The sequence below is a fragment of the Candidatus Methanoperedens nitratireducens genome (genome assembly GCF_000685155.1).
GTDB classification, from domain to species: Archaea; Halobacteriota; Methanosarcinia; order Methanosarcinales; family Methanoperedenaceae; genus Methanoperedens; species Methanoperedens nitratireducens.
Genome location: NZ_JMIY01000007.1, coordinates 237,041 through 253,153, shown reverse-complemented (window position 1 = coordinate 253,153; position 16,113 = coordinate 237,041). Strand labels below are relative to the sequence as shown.

General features: G+C 41.9%; 15 protein-coding genes. 13 read left to right on the top strand and 2 right to left on the bottom strand.

The window, feature by feature from the left end; all coding sequences use genetic code 11:
- The first annotated feature begins 12 nt into the window (after positions 1-12).
- The 10 genes from ANME2D_RS13255 (at position 13) to ANME2D_RS13210 (ending at position 9,276) form a co-directional block, all read left to right on the top strand.
- Complete coding sequence (locus ANME2D_RS13255; protein ID WP_048092619.1) at positions 13-1,425, top strand: hypothetical protein; 1,413 nt, start codon at positions 13-15, stop codon at positions 1,423-1,425.
- A gap of 144 nt (positions 1,426-1,569) precedes the next feature.
- Positions 1,570-2,028 carry a siroheme decarboxylase subunit beta gene (ahbB, locus tag ANME2D_RS13250; RefSeq protein WP_048092617.1) on the top strand — a complete coding sequence of 153 codons (459 nt, stop codon included), beginning with the start codon at positions 1,570-1,572 and terminating at the stop codon, positions 2,026-2,028.
- Complete coding sequence (locus ANME2D_RS13245; RefSeq protein WP_048092612.1) at positions 2,025-2,678, top strand: precorrin-2 dehydrogenase/sirohydrochlorin ferrochelatase family protein; 654 nt, start codon at positions 2,025-2,027, stop codon at positions 2,676-2,678. The genes ahbB and ANME2D_RS13245 overlap by 4 nt, the downstream gene beginning before the upstream one ends.
- Positions 2,671-3,942 carry a glutamyl-tRNA reductase gene (hemA, locus tag ANME2D_RS13240; protein ID WP_048092610.1) on the top strand — a complete coding sequence of 424 codons (1,272 nt, stop codon included), beginning with the start codon at positions 2,671-2,673 and terminating at the stop codon, positions 3,940-3,942. The genes ANME2D_RS13245 and hemA overlap by 8 nt, the downstream gene beginning before the upstream one ends.
- Before the next feature lie 181 nt (positions 3,943-4,123).
- Positions 4,124-4,678, top strand: coding sequence for a CBS domain-containing protein (locus ANME2D_RS13235; RefSeq protein ID WP_048092608.1), 555 nt, complete (start codon positions 4,124-4,126; stop codon positions 4,676-4,678).
- Positions 4,679-4,715: 37 nt separating this feature from the next.
- Positions 4,716-5,489, top strand: coding sequence for a CBS domain-containing protein (locus ANME2D_RS13230; RefSeq protein ID WP_048092605.1), 774 nt, complete (start codon positions 4,716-4,718; stop codon positions 5,487-5,489).
- A gap of 10 nt (positions 5,490-5,499) precedes the next feature.
- Positions 5,500-6,453, top strand: coding sequence for a CBS domain-containing protein (locus ANME2D_RS13225; protein ID WP_048092603.1), 954 nt, complete (start codon positions 5,500-5,502; stop codon positions 6,451-6,453).
- A gap of 6 nt (positions 6,454-6,459) precedes the next feature.
- The gene (locus ANME2D_RS13220) at positions 6,460-7,308 is read left to right on the top strand and encodes a CBS domain-containing protein (protein ID WP_048092601.1); all 849 of its coding nucleotides are present in this window, start codon (positions 6,460-6,462) and stop codon (positions 7,306-7,308) included.
- A 7-nt stretch (positions 7,309-7,315) separates the two neighbouring features.
- Positions 7,316-8,110, top strand: coding sequence for a CBS domain-containing protein (locus ANME2D_RS13215; RefSeq protein WP_048092598.1), 795 nt, complete (start codon positions 7,316-7,318; stop codon positions 8,108-8,110).
- Positions 8,107-9,276 (top strand): RNA ligase, encoded by a 1,170-nt coding sequence (locus ANME2D_RS13210; RefSeq protein ID WP_048092596.1) that lies wholly within the window; start codon positions 8,107-8,109, stop codon positions 9,274-9,276. Before ANME2D_RS13215 ends, ANME2D_RS13210 begins: the two co-directional genes overlap by 4 nt.
- 12 nt (positions 9,277-9,288) lie before the next feature.
- Here ANME2D_RS13210 and ANME2D_RS13205 read toward each other — a convergent pair whose 3' ends face one another.
- Positions 9,289-10,272 carry a glycosyltransferase family protein gene (locus ANME2D_RS13205; RefSeq protein WP_048092594.1) on the bottom strand — a complete coding sequence of 328 codons (984 nt, stop codon included), beginning with the start codon at positions 10,270-10,272 and terminating at the stop codon, positions 9,289-9,291.
- Between the two features lie 211 nt (positions 10,273-10,483).
- On the opposite strand from ANME2D_RS13205, the gene ANME2D_RS13200 reads away from it, so the two are divergent.
- The 3 genes from ANME2D_RS13200 to ANME2D_RS13190 all read left to right on the top strand — a co-directional run bounded on the left by ANME2D_RS13200 (position 10,484) and on the right by ANME2D_RS13190 (position 13,946).
- Positions 10,484-11,716, top strand: a complete 1,233-nt coding sequence (locus tag ANME2D_RS13200; RefSeq protein WP_048092591.1) for an aminotransferase class V-fold PLP-dependent enzyme — start codon at positions 10,484-10,486, stop codon at positions 11,714-11,716.
- Between the two features lie 623 nt (positions 11,717-12,339).
- Complete coding sequence (locus tag ANME2D_RS13195) at positions 12,340-13,194, top strand: pantoate kinase (protein ID WP_048092589.1); 855 nt, start codon at positions 12,340-12,342, stop codon at positions 13,192-13,194.
- Positions 13,191-13,946: a 4-phosphopantoate--beta-alanine ligase gene (locus tag ANME2D_RS13190; protein ID WP_048092587.1), complete on the top strand. Its 756-nt coding sequence runs from the start codon at positions 13,191-13,193 to the stop codon at positions 13,944-13,946. The genes ANME2D_RS13195 and ANME2D_RS13190 overlap by 4 nt, the downstream gene beginning before the upstream one ends.
- A gap of 25 nt (positions 13,947-13,971) precedes the next feature.
- On the opposite strand, the gene ANME2D_RS13185 is transcribed toward ANME2D_RS13190, so the two are convergent.
- Positions 13,972-15,858, bottom strand: coding sequence for a DUF2254 family protein (locus tag ANME2D_RS13185; RefSeq protein WP_048092584.1), 1,887 nt, complete (start codon positions 15,856-15,858; stop codon positions 13,972-13,974).
- Between the last annotated feature and the right edge of the window lie 255 nt (positions 15,859-16,113).

Here is a 16,113-nt window from a genome sequence, read left to right as displayed (position 1 = left end):
AAGCAAAATCTCATGAAAAAAGAAAAACATAGCATTTTGATGCTTGTACTAATATTATTTATTACTCTGAATCTTAGTATAAGCGGGAATGCATTTTCTTCTGGAGTACAGAGCAATTCCCTCCAGTGGTTCCCGGCTTTAGCTGCTGATAACGATGCGGTCTATATCGTCTGGGCTGATGAGAGGAACGGCAATTACACACGGATAATGAACAACCAGCCCCACAAGGCAGGGGACATATATCTTTCGAAGGGAAGCTTTCAGAACGGATGGGTTTTTGATAAGAACATCAGGATAAACGAAATAAAAGGAAGCACGGGACACGGCTCTCCCTCAATAGCGGTGGATGATAATAACCTCTATCTGCTGTGGGAGGATGACAGATTCGGTTTCGAAGAACTCTACTTTTCAACTTCGTCAAAGAATAATATCAAATTCAAAAAGGATATACCGGTTGTAGCAGATGCTGGAAGTCAGGTACTGCCGTCTGTCGCGGTCGTGAACGGGACTGTGTATATCGCAATGATGAACAAGAAAAACTGGGATATTGATTTTGCGCAAGGGCACTCTATTAACGGCATTTACAGGTTCAGTAAACCGGTACGGGTTAACGATGACCCTTCGGGCAACTGGCATTATGCCCCATCACTTGCAGTCGATGATGAAAACAACGTATGTATTGCATGGCTGGATGCGAGAAACAGCAATTATGACATCTATTTCTCGCATGGAATAAGAGAAAACGGAGCCTGGAAGTTCAGCAATAATGTCAGGGTAAATGATCTCACGAATGCTTCCCATTATACTCCTTCGATAGCATTTGAAAATGGAAGCGCATACATTGTATGGTATGATGACAGGAATAAAGATTTTGATATATTCTTCTCAAAAGGCAGATTAGAGAATAACGGCTGGATATTTGATAAAAACATTCGTGTAAACGACGATACAGGAAATACAAGCCAGATGCATCCCTCAGTTGCGGTTAGGAATGGAGAAATTTTTGTAGTATGGGAGGACGAAAGAGAAGGCGCTTCGAATATCTATTTCTCAAAGGGCATCCGAAAGAATAACAGCCTTGAGTTCAGTAAGAACATCAGGGTAAACGATATCAACGGCAAGCATTACGATCCACAGATAGGGATTTCTGGAGATAATATTTATATCGTATGGCAGGCTGAAAAAACCCCGTATAACGACCCCGTATTTAAATACGGGGAATATGGGACTGATGCCGGCGATATATACTTTTCACATGGGGAATACAGCGGCAGGAACTGGGAGTTCAGCAGGAGCATAAAAGTAAATGATGATCTAACCGACTCTTTTACAAAACCAAATTTGATCTTCCTGAGCATAGTGATTGGCTCTGTTATTGCATCGATAATATTTGTAGCGTACTTAAGAAGGAAGAATGAAAAGTGATAATATATTGAAATGCCCGCCAAAATGCGTTTTTGAGTTTTTAATCTGGCTGAGTGTTGTGTGCAAACGTCAGATATTCCTGTGTTCACATTTACCATACTAATTTATAATATGTATATCTATCTAGTAAACATATCTGGTAATATGGATGAGATTGATATACGCCTGTTGAAATTAACCCAGAATGGGCTCCCGATAATCGCTGAGCCGTTTAGAGGAATAGCAATGGAACTAGGGATCTCAGAGGATGAAGTTCTGAACCGGCTGGAAAATCTGATTAGAGAAGGAGTGGTCAGGCGCTTTGGTGCATCTATCGGCCACAGGGCTATCGGAATAACTGCAAATGCCATGTGCACATGGAACGTCCCTGATGAGCGGGTAGAAGAAGTCGGAGCAATAATGGCAGGCTTTCCAGAAGTAACACATTGTTATGAGCGCCCCCGTTTCCCTGACTGGAAGTACAACCTCTTTACCATGATCCATGCCTATTCGCGTGATGAATGCGAAAGAACAGCAAAAGAGATCTCTATTGCCACGGGTATTAAGGATTACAGCATACTCTTCAGCGAGAGGGAATTTAAGAAAACCGGTGTAAGGTTATGAGGAATTTTCTTCCCCTTATGCTTGATCTTGCAGGAAAAGAGGTGGTCATCTTTGGAGGCGGCGAAGTTGGTGAACGTAAGGCCTCGCTCTTCTGCGATTGCGCCCGGGTGGTTGTTATAAGCAGAGATTTCACACCTCTGCTGGGTCAGTTGTCTGAGAGAAAAAAAATAAAAACTATTAAGGTAGAAGACATCTCTGAAAAAGAGATGCTACAGTACATGAAAAATGCTTTTATTATAATCCCGGCTACAAACAATGCTCTCCTGAATGAGAAAATCGCCAGTCTGGCAGACAGGAGAGGAATACTTGTTAACAGAGTAGATGACCTGGGGGATATTATTATACCATCGGTCATCAGAAGGGGGGATATTGTGATCGGGATCTCAACTCTTGGCCAGAGTCCTGCTATCTCAAAATATATCCGCAAGAGAATCGAGGAAGTCATTACACCTGAGTTTGCACAGATGTCACGGCTTCAGAATGATCTTCGCAAAATACTGAAATCAAAGGTAGAAGATCAGACAAAACGCAAAGAAATACTGTGGAGTGTCATCAATGATAATGAGGTATGGACTGCTATTGGAGAATCATATGAAAAGGCATATAAAGTAGCTCTAAAACATCTAGAGATAGGAGAGCATAATGTCTGAGATATCAAGCATGCTTATCACGCATACCAAAGCGACCATAGAGGAGATGGAAACCGCATGGCATGGCGGTGTTGACCAGCTTTTGATGCGTCTTAAATCGCATCCACTTGTCGAGGAGTGCGCTGTACTTAAAACGTGCAACCGTGTTGAGGTATATGTTGTTTCGCCAAAAGGAAGCAAGGTACTTCTTGAATTTGCCAAACATATGAAAGTTTCCTCAAGAATTATTGATTTTCTTGATCATGATGAATCGCTCCGTCATCTTCTGCGACTCGCATCCGGTCTTGAGTCCATGATCGTTGGAGAAGACCAGATTCTCGGCCAGGTGAAAGAATTATACATACTTGCAAAAAAAGCGAACACTACCGGAAAGATACTCGATACTGCTTTCAATAAATCAATACAGGTTGGAAAACGCATAAGGAACGAGACCGGGATTAATAAAGGCTCGGTCTCAATCGGTTCTGCTGCTGTGGAACTTGCTGAGAAGAGCCTTGGAGGATTAAGCGGAAAGACCATGATGGTCATCGGTGCCGGGGAGATGGGAACGCTTGTAGCAAAAGCACTTGCGAATAAGGATATCAGGGTTATCTATGTTGCGAACAGGACATTTGAGCGGGCTGAGGCTCTGGCCTGTGAGTTAAATGGTAAAGCCATAACATATGAATCGATGGAGAAATACATTCCGGTATCAGATGCGGTGATCAGTGCTACTTCGGCGCCGCATTTTATTTTGACTCACGAAATAATCTGCCAGGCAATGGATAATCGGGAAAATGAACTCATGCTTATAGATATCGGGAATCCCAGAAATGTCGAGAGCAGTGTAGCTGATATCCCCGGTATCAGCCTGCATAACATAGATAGCCTGAAAAGCATAAGCGAAGCAAATATTGCAAGGAGAAAAGAGGAAGCTAAAAAGGCAGAGCTCCTCATCGAAGAAGAACTTGAATTACTTAAAAAGCAGTACAAGCGTCAGCAGGCTGATAGGATCATCTCGGCTCTTTATTCAACGGTTGAGAATATAAGGAAAAAGGAATGCGAGGAGGCAATAAATAAACTCAAAGCACGGCACACGATCGGGACTATCGAGTGCGAGGTGCTCAATGACATGACCCATTCCTTTGCAAACCAGATCCTTGCAGAACCCACAAAGATACTCAGGGATGCGGCAGAGCATGATGATGAGCTATTTCTGGACACCGTGGCTGAGTTATTTAAATTAAACGGTGCGAGGGAAAAATGCTCTGATTCCAAACCATGAGACTCTAAGGCATTTTGAAAAATAACACCGATTTTATTAATAATATTGCTGAACTACATAAAGTTTAATAACCACTGTTCCAGTATATATCTGTTTTAAGCTTAATAATCTTAGATACCTGAATTAAAGCACAACATATAAAACTTCAAAATACATACTTAAACAATAGGGAGGAACGCACATGGAATTCAGGATGCCTGTAAGAGACATAATGACAAGGGATGTCGCAACGATAGACATAAAGAGCGATGTTCAGGCTCTGGCGATAAAAATGCTCGGGCTTGATGTTGGCAGTATCATAATAACAGATAGGGAGCGCCCGGTAGGGATTGTCACAGAGCGAGATATAGTCAGAAAAATCGTATCTAAGAACATTTTGCCGAATGATATCTCCATAAGAGAGCTGATGACAAGCCCTCTTATAACCATACCTGCTACTGAGGATGTTACAAATGCCATGTTCAAGATGGTTAAGATGAAGATACGGCGATTGCCTGTTGTTGAAGGTGCAAGGCTTATTGGTATCGTAACAGATACCGACCTCATAGCCGCCTCAGTAGAGATGGGCAGTGTATGCTCGGATCTTATCGGAATGCACAGGGAAAGGATTGCCTCAGAGTCAGTTTCCCAGTTTAGTCTCAGGCAGGGCATCTGTGAGCGGTGCCAAATCTTTAAGCTTGATCTGAAATTGGTTGACGGGGCAATTCTCTGTGAGGACTGTAGAGAGACTACCTAGATAGAACATATATATACATAATAGAAGAGTATTTGCTATGAAAGTGGAAGAGGTAATGACCAGGGATCCTATTTTTATTCGTGACACTGATTTTATGACACATGCGCGTCAGGTGATCAGGGACAGGCATAAGCGTACCCTGCCTGTAGTGGATAATAACAACAGGGTTGTCGGAATCCTGACCGAAAGGGGTATATTAGGCATATATTCCACTAAATCAAACGTTACTGTAGAGGGTTTAGCATCCGGGTTCCCTGAGGTATATCCAGATATGGATATGATACACGCTGCCAGGTTGATGATCAACGAAGGTCTGGGGCGCGTTCCAGTTATAAGATCCATCCAGGATAAGACACTGGTTGGTATTTTGAGCACAGCGGATATTTTCAGGAACCTGGACCTGGAAAAAATACCTAAAAGGAAAGTAGGAGAAATAATGACCAGAGATGTAAAAACATGCTCTGCAAAGGACAGTATAGCCAGAGTCTGGCTGCGTATGAGAGAATCAGGTCTATCCGGTTTTCCTGTGTTGAAAGATGATCATCTGGTAGGAATGATAACAAGGCGCAATATTATCAAAGCCGGGTATGCAAGGATTGAGAGGGAAGATGAGCATGGGACTCAATCTACTATGTCTCCACCTGTTGAAAAGGTCATGAGTTCTCCTGCATATACCATATCTCCGCATGCTACTTTAAAAGAAGCAACCCAGTCGCTCATGAGGCTTGATATAGGCAGGCTCTCTGTAGTCGATAACGGTAAACTGGCAGGTATAGTTGATAGAAATGATATAATTAAAGCATTTATTTAAAAGGTGTTTTATGAAAAGGCAAATTGTTGCAAAAAACCAGAAGTTCACAACAGGGACTCTAAAGGAGATCCGTGATGCATATGTCAGGAATGCCGGGCCTCTTGAGTTTAAGACCAGGATAGCCCAGAGATCAGGAGAGATAATGACAATAGCATCAAAGGAAGTCGTGACTATCCCTCCTACAATGCCGATAATAGATGCGGTTAAAACCATGCTGAATAAAGGTTTCAGGAGGATTCCTGTTGCAGATGCAGGTACAAAGCGTCTTGAAGGGATAGTGACCTCACGGGATATCGTAGATTTTCTGGGAGGGGGCTTAAGACACCTGATTGTAAAGAAAAGATATGATGGAAATCTCCTTGCGGCCATCAACGGGAGCATAGGTGAGATTATGGAAGAGAACGTGGTGAGCCTGAATGAGAAGGATTCGCTTAAAGATGTACTTGACACCATGTTAAAGGAGAATGTGGGGGGAGTTCCGATTGTTGATGATAATAACAGGGTGAAGGCCATCATTTCAGAGAGGGATTTTGTCTTTCTCATAGCCAGTGTTATAACAGGCAAGACCGTAAGTGAATACATGAATAAAAATGTGGTGACCGCTCTGCCCGATATGCCTGTCGGGACTGCAGCTAAATCCATGATAAATAATGGTTTCAGGAGGCTTCCTATTATTCGCGACAACGTACTTATAGGTATAATAACCGCATCTGATATTCTGCGTTTTCTTGGCAGCGGCGATATGTTCGACCGACTTGTCACGGGAAACGCAAGCGAGGTATTCGAGGTACCTGTCCGCACCCTCATAAAAAGGGATATCGTTTCTATAAGATCGGATGTTGATCTGGGAGAGGCAGCAGGTATTATGCTCTCAAAGAACGTAGGCTCACTCCCGGTACTGGAGGATGGCGAATTGAGAGGGATAATAACAGAGCGCGACTTTGTTCGGGCAATAGCCGAGTAGAAGATCATGAAAATCAAGGAATTAATGCGATCACCTGTTTACGTAGTATCGTCTAATGAGACCGTGGCCAGAGCAAGGAATCTGATGCTTCGCCACAGAATCGGGAGACTGGTGATCATAGAGGACAACAGTCCCATTGGAATAGTGACCAAGAAAGATATCAGCATGAGGCTTGATCAGGCAGAGCCACAGTGGCGCCGTCGTCCGATCGATGCGATCCCTGTCAGAGTGGTCATGACAGAGAGCCTGATTACGATATTTCCTGATGCAACCCCCAGGCAGCTTGCAGAACTGATGATTGAGAATAATATAAGCGGATTGCCTGTAATTGATAATAAAAATAGACTGGCAGGGATAGTCACAAAATGGGACCTGATAAGGTATTTCTCAGAGCTGGACCTGGATCTGAAAGTAAAGGATATGGACCTTGAGCCTGCTCTTACAGTTCACAGGCACCATACGATAAGCCATATAATCCATGAGCTTGAGACGAATCAAATTGATAGAGCTGTTGTTATGGAGGACAATGAAATGCCTGTGGGGATAATCACAAGATCAAACCTTACGTTTACAGAGATGAGGGATAAAACCGATGCACTGCCCCAGAAAGACATAAAAATGGCGAGAAAGGATTCCTATGCAGGAATAAAAAAATACAGGTATATAAGAGATGTAGTTCTGGTTGCTGAGGATATAATGTCAAGCCCGCTTATCACTGTAGATAAAGAGGATACTGCAACACATGCAGCACGTATAATGATAGAGAAGAGAATCAAAGGATTACCTGTGATGGGCAACGGGCTTACAAGGATACTGACAGGAGACAGCATTGTAAAATCAATACTGACAATGTGAGGAGAGTATGAAAGTAAAAAACATAATGGTAGATCCAATTCTGGTGCATAAATCAGATACGATTTCACACGCGATGGAACTGATGGATAAACTCGACACGCGCAGGCTTCTTGTTATCAACGGAAGCGAGCTTCTGGGTGTGATTACGATGAGGAGCATTGCCAGAGAACTGGGGACGTGGAAGAAATCAAATCTTCCAGCATCCTCGCTGCACGTTGCAACTGCAACCACAGATGCGTTCACAAAGGTACTCCCTGATACAAGTATGGAAGATGCAATAGCATTGATGGATCGAACAGGCGGGATTGTTGTTGTGACCGATAACAGTAAGGTCCAGGGCTGGGTAACACCGCATGAGATCCTTAAGACCATTCGTGCTGTAAAAGGCTATGCAGCAGAAATAATGAATGAACCTATAACAGTAGGTGCTAATGACCGTGTAGCACATGCAAGGCGTATAATGCTGGATAACGATATAGGAAGACTTCCTGTGATCGAGAATGGCGATCTTGTCGGGATCATTACTGAAAGAGATATTGCAAAAGGAATGAAGCATTTCAGGACACTGGTACCTGATAATCAGCAGGTTGAGAGGATACGCAATCTCATTGTAGGGGATATCATGACCCGTGATGTGAAATATGTTAGAACAAATACCCCCATACCCGATGTTGTCTCTCTGATTCTGAATGAGAACATTGGTGGAGTACCTGTTTTGAATCTCAGGGATGAGTTAGTGGGTGTTATCAGCAGGAGAGGGATTATAAAGCATCTGGCTTTGATGAACTCTAAAAGAGAATGAAACGGGATATCTCCTCTGAACTTATTAACAGACTGGATATTGAGAGAGTATCGAGACTACTTGAGGTACCTGAGCACAGGATTGCAGGTGCGATACAGAGAAGAACATTACAATATGTTTTTTCACCCCCTGAGTTATTCAGGTTTGATAAGCCGATCTCAGGTATCGAGGGCGGTACCTCTATATTCCTTGAGCCTTTTGATATAGTGCGGGGTTTTCCTAAAATAAGGCGTACACTTGTGCTTTATCCCGGTGTTGTAAGCCATTTCTCCTCATGCGAGAAGGTTATTGTCGAAGAGAAGATGAACGGCTACAATGCAAGAGTGGCGCTTATAGGAGATCGGATCACAGGGATTACCCGGGGCGGTTTTGTGTGTCCTTATACGACAGAGAAGGCGGATGAGTTAGTCAACCGTGAATTCTTTCTGGATCATCCAGATCTTGTCCTGTGCGGTGAGATGGTTGGCCCTGACAGCCCGTATGTTCCTAAAACAATCTACGATATCGAGTCACTTGAGTTTTTTGTATTTGATATTATGGAGAAGATAACTGGAAAACCCATGCCTGTTATGAGGCGAAGAGCGCTCATGGATGAGTACGGGATAAGATCGGTCAGGCTTTTTGGAGAATATGACGTGGATGAAGCGCATATCGAGATTACGAAGATAATAAAAGGGTTAGGTAGTTTACAGCATGAAGGGGTGGTCATCAAAGATCCGCAGATGCAGGTACAGCCTGTAAAATACACAAGCTCTCAGAGCAACTGCGCTGATTTAAGATACGCTTTTGAGTTCTATAACGATTATGGCAGGGACTTTTTCTTCCCGAGGGTATGCAGGGAGGCATTCCAGTCAGTGGAGTGGGACGAGGATGAAGAGAGCATTGCCCAGAGGTGCCAGAGGCTCGGTGAGAGCATTATACTCCCTATGATCAAGACCATCAAAAAGAAAGAAGAAGGGGAGCGAATAACTGAAACTGTGCAGATAAGGGTTAGAGATCTTAGAACCGTCGAGAACTTTGAAGAGCACTTAAGACTGCTGGGTGTGGATGCTATCTTCGAGAGACCCGAGAAAATAGGTAATGAATACCTGGTAAAAATAAGAAAATTATTCAAGAGTACAAACGATAAAACAGAATCAATACTTCGTGGAGAGCTGTGGAGCTAGGATTCTTTAACGTCACAGTATATCCTGCTCCCTGAATATTTTGATTAGAGAAGTGTTATTGTGTTCTTTTAACTTTCTCATTGCCTGATATATGGTGTCACTTAATTTTTTATAATATTCTTCGTCTGATTCCACTATGTACTGTATCCTGTCAGCTATCTCTTTTACAGAATCCACATTATGGATAACAATATCAGCCTGAAGGGGCAGGTTAAAGTTTCTGGCTATAGTAGGAGATACCAGGCACGGTATGCCCCTTCCAAGGAACTCGTATGCCCCGTATGCAAATGATTCTGCAAGGCTGACATGGAGCGCAACGTATGTATTGTTGATCTCCTGCTCGTATATGTCCTGCGGCATCCATCCCAGGGCTGTTATATAGGTCATAGGTTTGAAAGAGAGGTTGGTTTTGAGATGAAGGGTCGGGATACGGCGTCTGACTGCTATAAAAGCAAGATACTGGGAGAATGTGTTCTTTTTTATTGCAGGCGATGAGAACAGGCTTATGTTATTTTTATCAGGAATGGATGTTCGTTTGGTTCTATCATGTACAGGATGGGGTGCATAGAAGATGCCATCATCTCCAAAAGCGGCGAGGAAGTCCTTTTTAGCAAACCATATGAAATCGATCTCGTTGTTTTGTTTCATTGCAATGATCCGATTTAGAAGCGATATTTCCCCCTGCATCCCTGTCTCTGTCGGGCTTGAGGACTGATATAGCATCTCGTGCTGGTGCTGGCTTATTATTATCGAGTGCAGTTCAGTCTCTGTTGGACTTGATGTCCAGAGGAATCCTATCTTTATACCCCTTCTTTTTGCGAATTTGAGTACTGGTTTATAAGATATATGCCAGGCACCAAAGATAATCGTAGTGATATCGCCTGGTATCTCTGACAGATCCTCAATGTAAAGATGTTTACTCAGGCCTAATGATTCCACATTTCTAAGATGGGTATCAACGCCAGGATGGTATTTACTGCAAACTGTATATAGCATCTGACCCGCTACTTATACAACGATGGGCATGGCCCCGATAATTCCCAAATATATACACTCCCTCAACAGATCAAGGTATAAGCATACCTTTAATCTACTATAGATATTATAATTTCAGTACACATAAGCCTTTTGGATTAAATTGATCTCTAGCTGATAATAATACTATCATACAACAAAATATATAGTATCCAGAACCTTTGTATTCATTATGGACATCCAGAAGATCCGCCTCGATTTCCCTGCACTTACGAAAAAATGGAACGGCAGGTACCCGATCTATTTTGACAACGCCTGCATGAGCTTAAAGCCAGGGCAGGTAATAGATGCAATGAATGAATATTATAACGAATATCCAGTATGCGGCGGGCGTTCTCTTCACAAGATGGCAAAGAAAGTGGATGAGAAAGTATCTGAAAGCAGGGAGAAGTTCCAGAGGTTCCTCGGTGCAAAACGCCCTGAGGAGATCATATTCACACGTAACTCAACAGAAGGACTGAACCTGGTTGCCAATTCAAAAGATTTCAAAAGAGGGGATATAGTCCTTACCACGGACAGGGAGCATAACTCAAACCTTGTCCCGTGGCAGGTGCAGGTTCATAAGAGAGGCATAAAGCATATGGTTGTGTACTCAAACCCGGATAATACCTTTGATCTTACAGGGTTTGAGGAAACACTGAATAAGAACAGGAACGTGCGGCTTGTGAGTATGGTTCACACCTCAAACCTTGACGGCTACACCATCCCGGCGAAAGAGATTATCAGGATTGCCCATGATCATGGCGCGCTTGTCATGCTCGACGGTGCCCAGAGCGCGCCCCACAGGCCGGTGGATGTTGGGGCTCTGGATGTTGATTTCTTTGCTCTTTCCGTGCACAAGATGCTCGGGCCAACAGGCATGGGTGTGCTATACGGGAAGTACCACTTACTTGAGGAAATGGCACCTTTCATTGTAGGAGGAGATACCGTGAGCGAGACCACGTTCGAGACTGCAAGGCTTTTACCTCCGCCTGAGAAGTTCGAAGCAGGGCTTCAGAACTATGCAGGCATTATAGGCTCTGGAGCAGCCGTGGATTACCTTGAGAAGATCGGGCGCTCGAATATAGAGAGACATGAGGAGAGACTCTCAAGGATTATTACAGATGGTATAAAGGATCTGCTTGGATTGAGGATCATAGGGCCGCAGGACCCGGGCCAGAGGAGCGGTATCACCACGTTCACAGTTGAATTTCCAAAAGGCGGCGATGCCCATGATATTGCGATTATTCTGGATGAGACCGAGAATATCGCGGTACGCTCAGGCGCATTCTGCGTGCACTCATGGTTCAATTACCGAAAATATGAAGCTGCCGTGCGTGCTTCTCTTTACCTGTATAATTCCGAAGAGGAAGCCAGAAAATTCATAGATGCGCTTGGAAAGACGGTTAGTTTATTTAATTCATAATAGCTATAGCGGTGATTACCAATTCATGAGTTAGCCATTTAAACTTAACTGTTTTTAAAACATAGATTAGCGTTAGTCTCCAGTTGCCTGCCGCGGGAATACGGTGCTCTCACGCAAAGAGCGCAAAGATTTTTGTTACTAAGTAAAGCATGAAAAACCGTAATGCTTGAACATATAGATTTAAGTTTTCATGGGAAAAGTTCAATATATATCGCATTTTAGACTCGGATGTGGTTCAGTTAATATAAACACCGAACTGGTACGAACTCGATACGAACTCGGGCTGATGAGTTCGTTTAAGTTCGTTTTGAGTTCGTTGTTAATCGTCTTTTTCATTGTTATCTATGAACAACCACAGCTTATAGCCGACTTTACGGTGTATGAATAAATTACCAATGGTTTTGGGCAGGCGTTGGTAATCACCGATTCTATAACAAAAAGTTAAATGAATTTTAACTTCTCACTTTTGGAGTTAGTTATATCAAACACTTCAAGAGTCCTAAGTAGCATAACTTTAATTTGCATGATAAATATAATTTATTTATTGAGATATAATGATTGTTATTCAGTATGAAATCCTGTGGTAAATAATTTAGCTAAACAAGTCCATACAGTGTAATCTAATGGAACAGAAAACTGGGAGCGCATTCGCTCCTGCTCACATCTCGGGTATCTTCATAATCGACATGAAAAAGGATGCCCGACTTTCAGGTTCAACAGGCTGTGGCGTATGTCTTGAGGATGGGGCGGTCACTAAAGTACGCCTGGCAGAAGAAACAGAAGGAACAACAATAAGTATCAACGGCGCTTTTACTGAAGCAGCTACGACCCTATCGGCTATAAAGCTCCTGACATCACAACCAGTAATAGTTGAGACCGCACTTAGTATTCCTGTAGGCTGCGGATTTGGAGCAAGCGGCGCCGGAGCCCTGAGTGCAGCGCTGGCATTAAATGATGCGCTTTCCCTGAGTCTGACCTTAAACGAATTATCCCAGGCTGCACATATAGCCGAGGTGACCAACAGGACAGGACTTGGTGATGTTACAGGCCAGACGTTCGGAGGCATCGTTATCAGGAAAAAAGCAGGCGCACCTTTCACAGCGGTAATTGATAAGATCCCGTGCAAAGATAATACAATCTCATGGGTGAGCTTCGGGAAGATCCCGACAGGATCTGTTCTATCTGATGATATGAAAAAGAGAGCGATCAATAAGACAGGGAAACTCAGGCTAAAGGAACTCTTAAAAAAACCCACACTTGAGAATTTTTTCTGGCAATCAAGCGCTTTTGCAAAGGAGATTGAGTTAATGAGCCCGAAAGTAAAGGATGCCATAGAAGCAGTCGAGGCAAAAGGAGGGCTTGCAAGTCAGGCCATGCTTGGAGATGCGGTTTTTGCCATGAATGATAAGGGAGCGCTTCTGGAATTCGGGGAGGTCCATACAAGCAGGATAAGTAATGTCGGGGTGCATTTATTATGATCCCTGAGAGCCATCCCAGGTATGAGTCGCTATTGACGCGGGAACTGATAGTTGAGGGTATAAGAAATGGAATAACAAGCATGCAGGGATTGATTGCACAGGGGCGCGGTGAGGCATTTGATTACTTAATCGGAGAAAAAACATCAACGTGTGCATTGCAGGCTGAGAGGGTCACAGCAGCAATGCTGCTGCTTGCGAAAAGACCTGTTATCTCAGTTAACGGGAATGTTGCCGCCCTTGTTCCAGGGGAGATTATTCGGTTAAGTGATATCGTTAATGCTCCTCTTGAGGTCAATCTATTCTACAGGACCGAGGAAAGGATAAACAGAATCATCGAATGCCTGCGCTCCCTCGGGGCAAAGAAAATGTATACAAAGAGCGATGGGTTAATACCCGGCCTGGAGCATGAGAGGGCAAAGGTGGATACTGATGGCATTTTCAATGCAGATGTTGTTCTTGTCCCTCTTGAGGATGGGGATAGATGCAAAGCGCTGGTTGAGATGGGAAAATCTGTTATTGCAATAGACCTGAATCCTTTATCAAGAACAGCGCAGTGCGCAGGGATAACAATCGTGGATAATATAACCCGTGCAATACCGAACATATCAAAATTCGCAGAAGAGCTTAAAGACTCAGAAAAAGATGAGCTTTTGAGGATAATTCGGGAATTTGATAATAAGAAAAACCTGAATAACTCAATAAAAGAAATAATCACTTATTTATCGAATCACGGGAATTTGATGCCACCATAATAAAAATCTTGAGTAAGATAACTCCTTACAACAGCCTAACTTTTTTTCTGAGATACATTTTTTTAAATTCTTGTATACCTGTCAGAGATCCATCAAATGAATTTTTAACAATTGTAATTTTCTTACGACTGGTGCCTGGAAAATTTACAAGAATCTGCGCCGTCGAAGTGGCTATTTCATTTAAATCTTTTTGTAGCGCAACTGTGCCCACTCTGATTAAAGACCAGGCTGTATCTCGTACCGTGTCCTCTAAATCAGCATCAACAATTATGCTAAAGGTTTTCAAAGCCTCCACAGATGATTTTACAAGATCTTTATTGTCTGCTTCCAATGCAATTATTCCCAGATGACCTAAAAAGATTGCAGTTCCATTTTCATCAAATCTATTTTTGATAGTCGTTTCTCCTATAATTTCTAAAGTGCGTATAGCATCTGAAGACACAGTGTACAATTTTTCTTTAATAGATGATCTACCTACGTAAAACACAGCTATTACAATTTCATCGAACAAAGATATTTCATTCTCAACTCCTTGAGAAAGGACAGATTCTTCATATATTTCACCTTCCCATCCATAAGTTTGAGGAATTTCTTCCCATTTTTCTTCCCTTAGTCTCAGTTCATATATTCGTTGAGTTTTTCCAATGAGTTCAAGTGACCATAATGCCATCCTTGCAGCCCGTTCTAACCTCTCTTTTACTCCCATGAGTCCTAAAGACCTTATAGATCTAATAGCCCGATAAGTGGGATATTCAAGATTAGAATATATTCCACCTCTAGCAAGGTCGCCTAAAAGTAAAACCGATTGTTCCAGTACGTCTGGATTTGTTTTAATAGATGTCATCCCAGATTCATAAATAGAACTTATTGCCTCTTGTGATGTTTTTAATAATTTATTTTCTATTGCGGCAATTCCTATCAATTCTAATGAAGCGTTTATCCGAATAACAGATTTTTGATTTTTTTTCTCAACTAAAGCTTTATTTATACTTCGTAGGACGATAATTGTCTCTTTAGCAGTTTTATCATCTCCTCTATTTACAGCCAATTTACCAAAGTCTTCAAGTTCATTTGCAAATAATAGTATTATGCTATCAGTTTCAGATTCTGAAAGATTGTTATTTATTAAGCCAATTCCTTTATCTCCAATTTCTTTCAATCCCTTTCTTGTTGTTTCAAAGTCGTATCTTAAGCATGAACCACGAATAATTTCAAAAATTGGCACTAAGGGATTATTTTCGATTTTAAAATTATAATCAGAGTTAGCCGATTGAAGAATATTTTCTTTTGTGAGGTCTTTTGACAATTCTTTGATGATTGTCAAAGGTTTTAATAAATTAATTGTTCTCCAAAAATATGGAAGTAAAAGTGTAAATGCGAAAATAGAAATTAGTAGCGCACCGTCAATACGCCTCTGTAGTGGTAATTGACTTTGAAAGGTTGCTTCAATCTCAGGTATGATTCGTAAAATTGCAGCCATATAGAAAATAGATGATACATATATCAACAGAAGAATTGCAAAATCTATATTACGTTTAAAAAAAATTTCGATTATACGTGGGGAGTAAGATGATGCAGCGAGTTGAATTGCAATCAAAGTAATCGTTGTTACGATCGCAAGTATTGCGGCTTGGCTTTGAATCAAAGAGCTTAGCAAATACCTTGCACTATTGGGATTACTTATATCATTCAAATACAGGGTTGGACTTATGTAATCAACAACGATAATTATAAAAATAAATATAAAATAAGCAATAACGATAGCTACCAAGTATAGCAAAACTGTAAAAATCCAGCGCCATTTCCCTCCCCACCTTAATGGATGTAAGGCTTTATCAATTTGTTTTTTGAGGTTATCTTTTAATACATTATTTTGTGCAGTATGATTTTTAGCTTCCATTTTGTCATTCATATTATATTCACTAAGGTATATTCTTTTTCAATATAATGGGGACCCATCTTATCTTGGGAAAAACAGCAAAGTATGTTAACCAATTTTTACATATATTATTTATAAATAATGTACAGTATATAAACCACTGAGTCTGCTATGAACGCTGTTCATAAATGAACACGAAAGAGACAATTAACAACGAACTCAAAAGTCGAATAAGAAAGAGCGGTTTCCCGCCCTTCCTCTTCTAAGAACGGTACATGCGACTTTCAC

Coding starts and splice junctions, on each gene's coding strand:
- ANME2D_RS13255 (WP_048092619.1), top strand. CDS start 13: ATGAAAAAAGAAAAACATAGCATTTTGATGCTTGTACTAATATTATTT.
- ahbB (WP_048092617.1), top strand. CDS start 1,570: ATGGATGAGATTGATATACGCCTGTTGAAATTAACCCAGAATGGGCTC.
- ANME2D_RS13245 (WP_048092612.1), top strand. CDS start 2,025: ATGAGGAATTTTCTTCCCCTTATGCTTGATCTTGCAGGAAAAGAGGTG.
- hemA (WP_048092610.1), top strand. CDS start 2,671: ATGTCTGAGATATCAAGCATGCTTATCACGCATACCAAAGCGACCATA.
- ANME2D_RS13235 (WP_048092608.1), top strand. CDS start 4,124: ATGGAATTCAGGATGCCTGTAAGAGACATAATGACAAGGGATGTCGCA.
- ANME2D_RS13230 (WP_048092605.1), top strand. CDS start 4,716: ATGAAAGTGGAAGAGGTAATGACCAGGGATCCTATTTTTATTCGTGAC.
- ANME2D_RS13225 (WP_048092603.1), top strand. CDS start 5,500: ATGAAAAGGCAAATTGTTGCAAAAAACCAGAAGTTCACAACAGGGACT.
- ANME2D_RS13220 (WP_048092601.1), top strand. CDS start 6,460: ATGAAAATCAAGGAATTAATGCGATCACCTGTTTACGTAGTATCGTCT.
- ANME2D_RS13215 (WP_048092598.1), top strand. CDS start 7,316: ATGAAAGTAAAAAACATAATGGTAGATCCAATTCTGGTGCATAAATCA.
- ANME2D_RS13210 (WP_048092596.1), top strand. CDS start 8,107: ATGAAACGGGATATCTCCTCTGAACTTATTAACAGACTGGATATTGAG.
- ANME2D_RS13205 (WP_048092594.1), bottom strand. CDS start 10,272: ATGCTATATACAGTTTGCAGTAAATACCATCCTGGCGTTGATACCCAT.
- ANME2D_RS13200 (WP_048092591.1), top strand. CDS start 10,484: ATGGACATCCAGAAGATCCGCCTCGATTTCCCTGCACTTACGAAAAAA.
- ANME2D_RS13195 (WP_048092589.1), top strand. CDS start 12,340: ATGGAACAGAAAACTGGGAGCGCATTCGCTCCTGCTCACATCTCGGGT.
- ANME2D_RS13190 (WP_048092587.1), top strand. CDS start 13,191: ATGATCCCTGAGAGCCATCCCAGGTATGAGTCGCTATTGACGCGGGAA.
- ANME2D_RS13185 (WP_048092584.1), bottom strand. CDS start 15,858: ATGAATGACAAAATGGAAGCTAAAAATCATACTGCACAAAATAATGTA.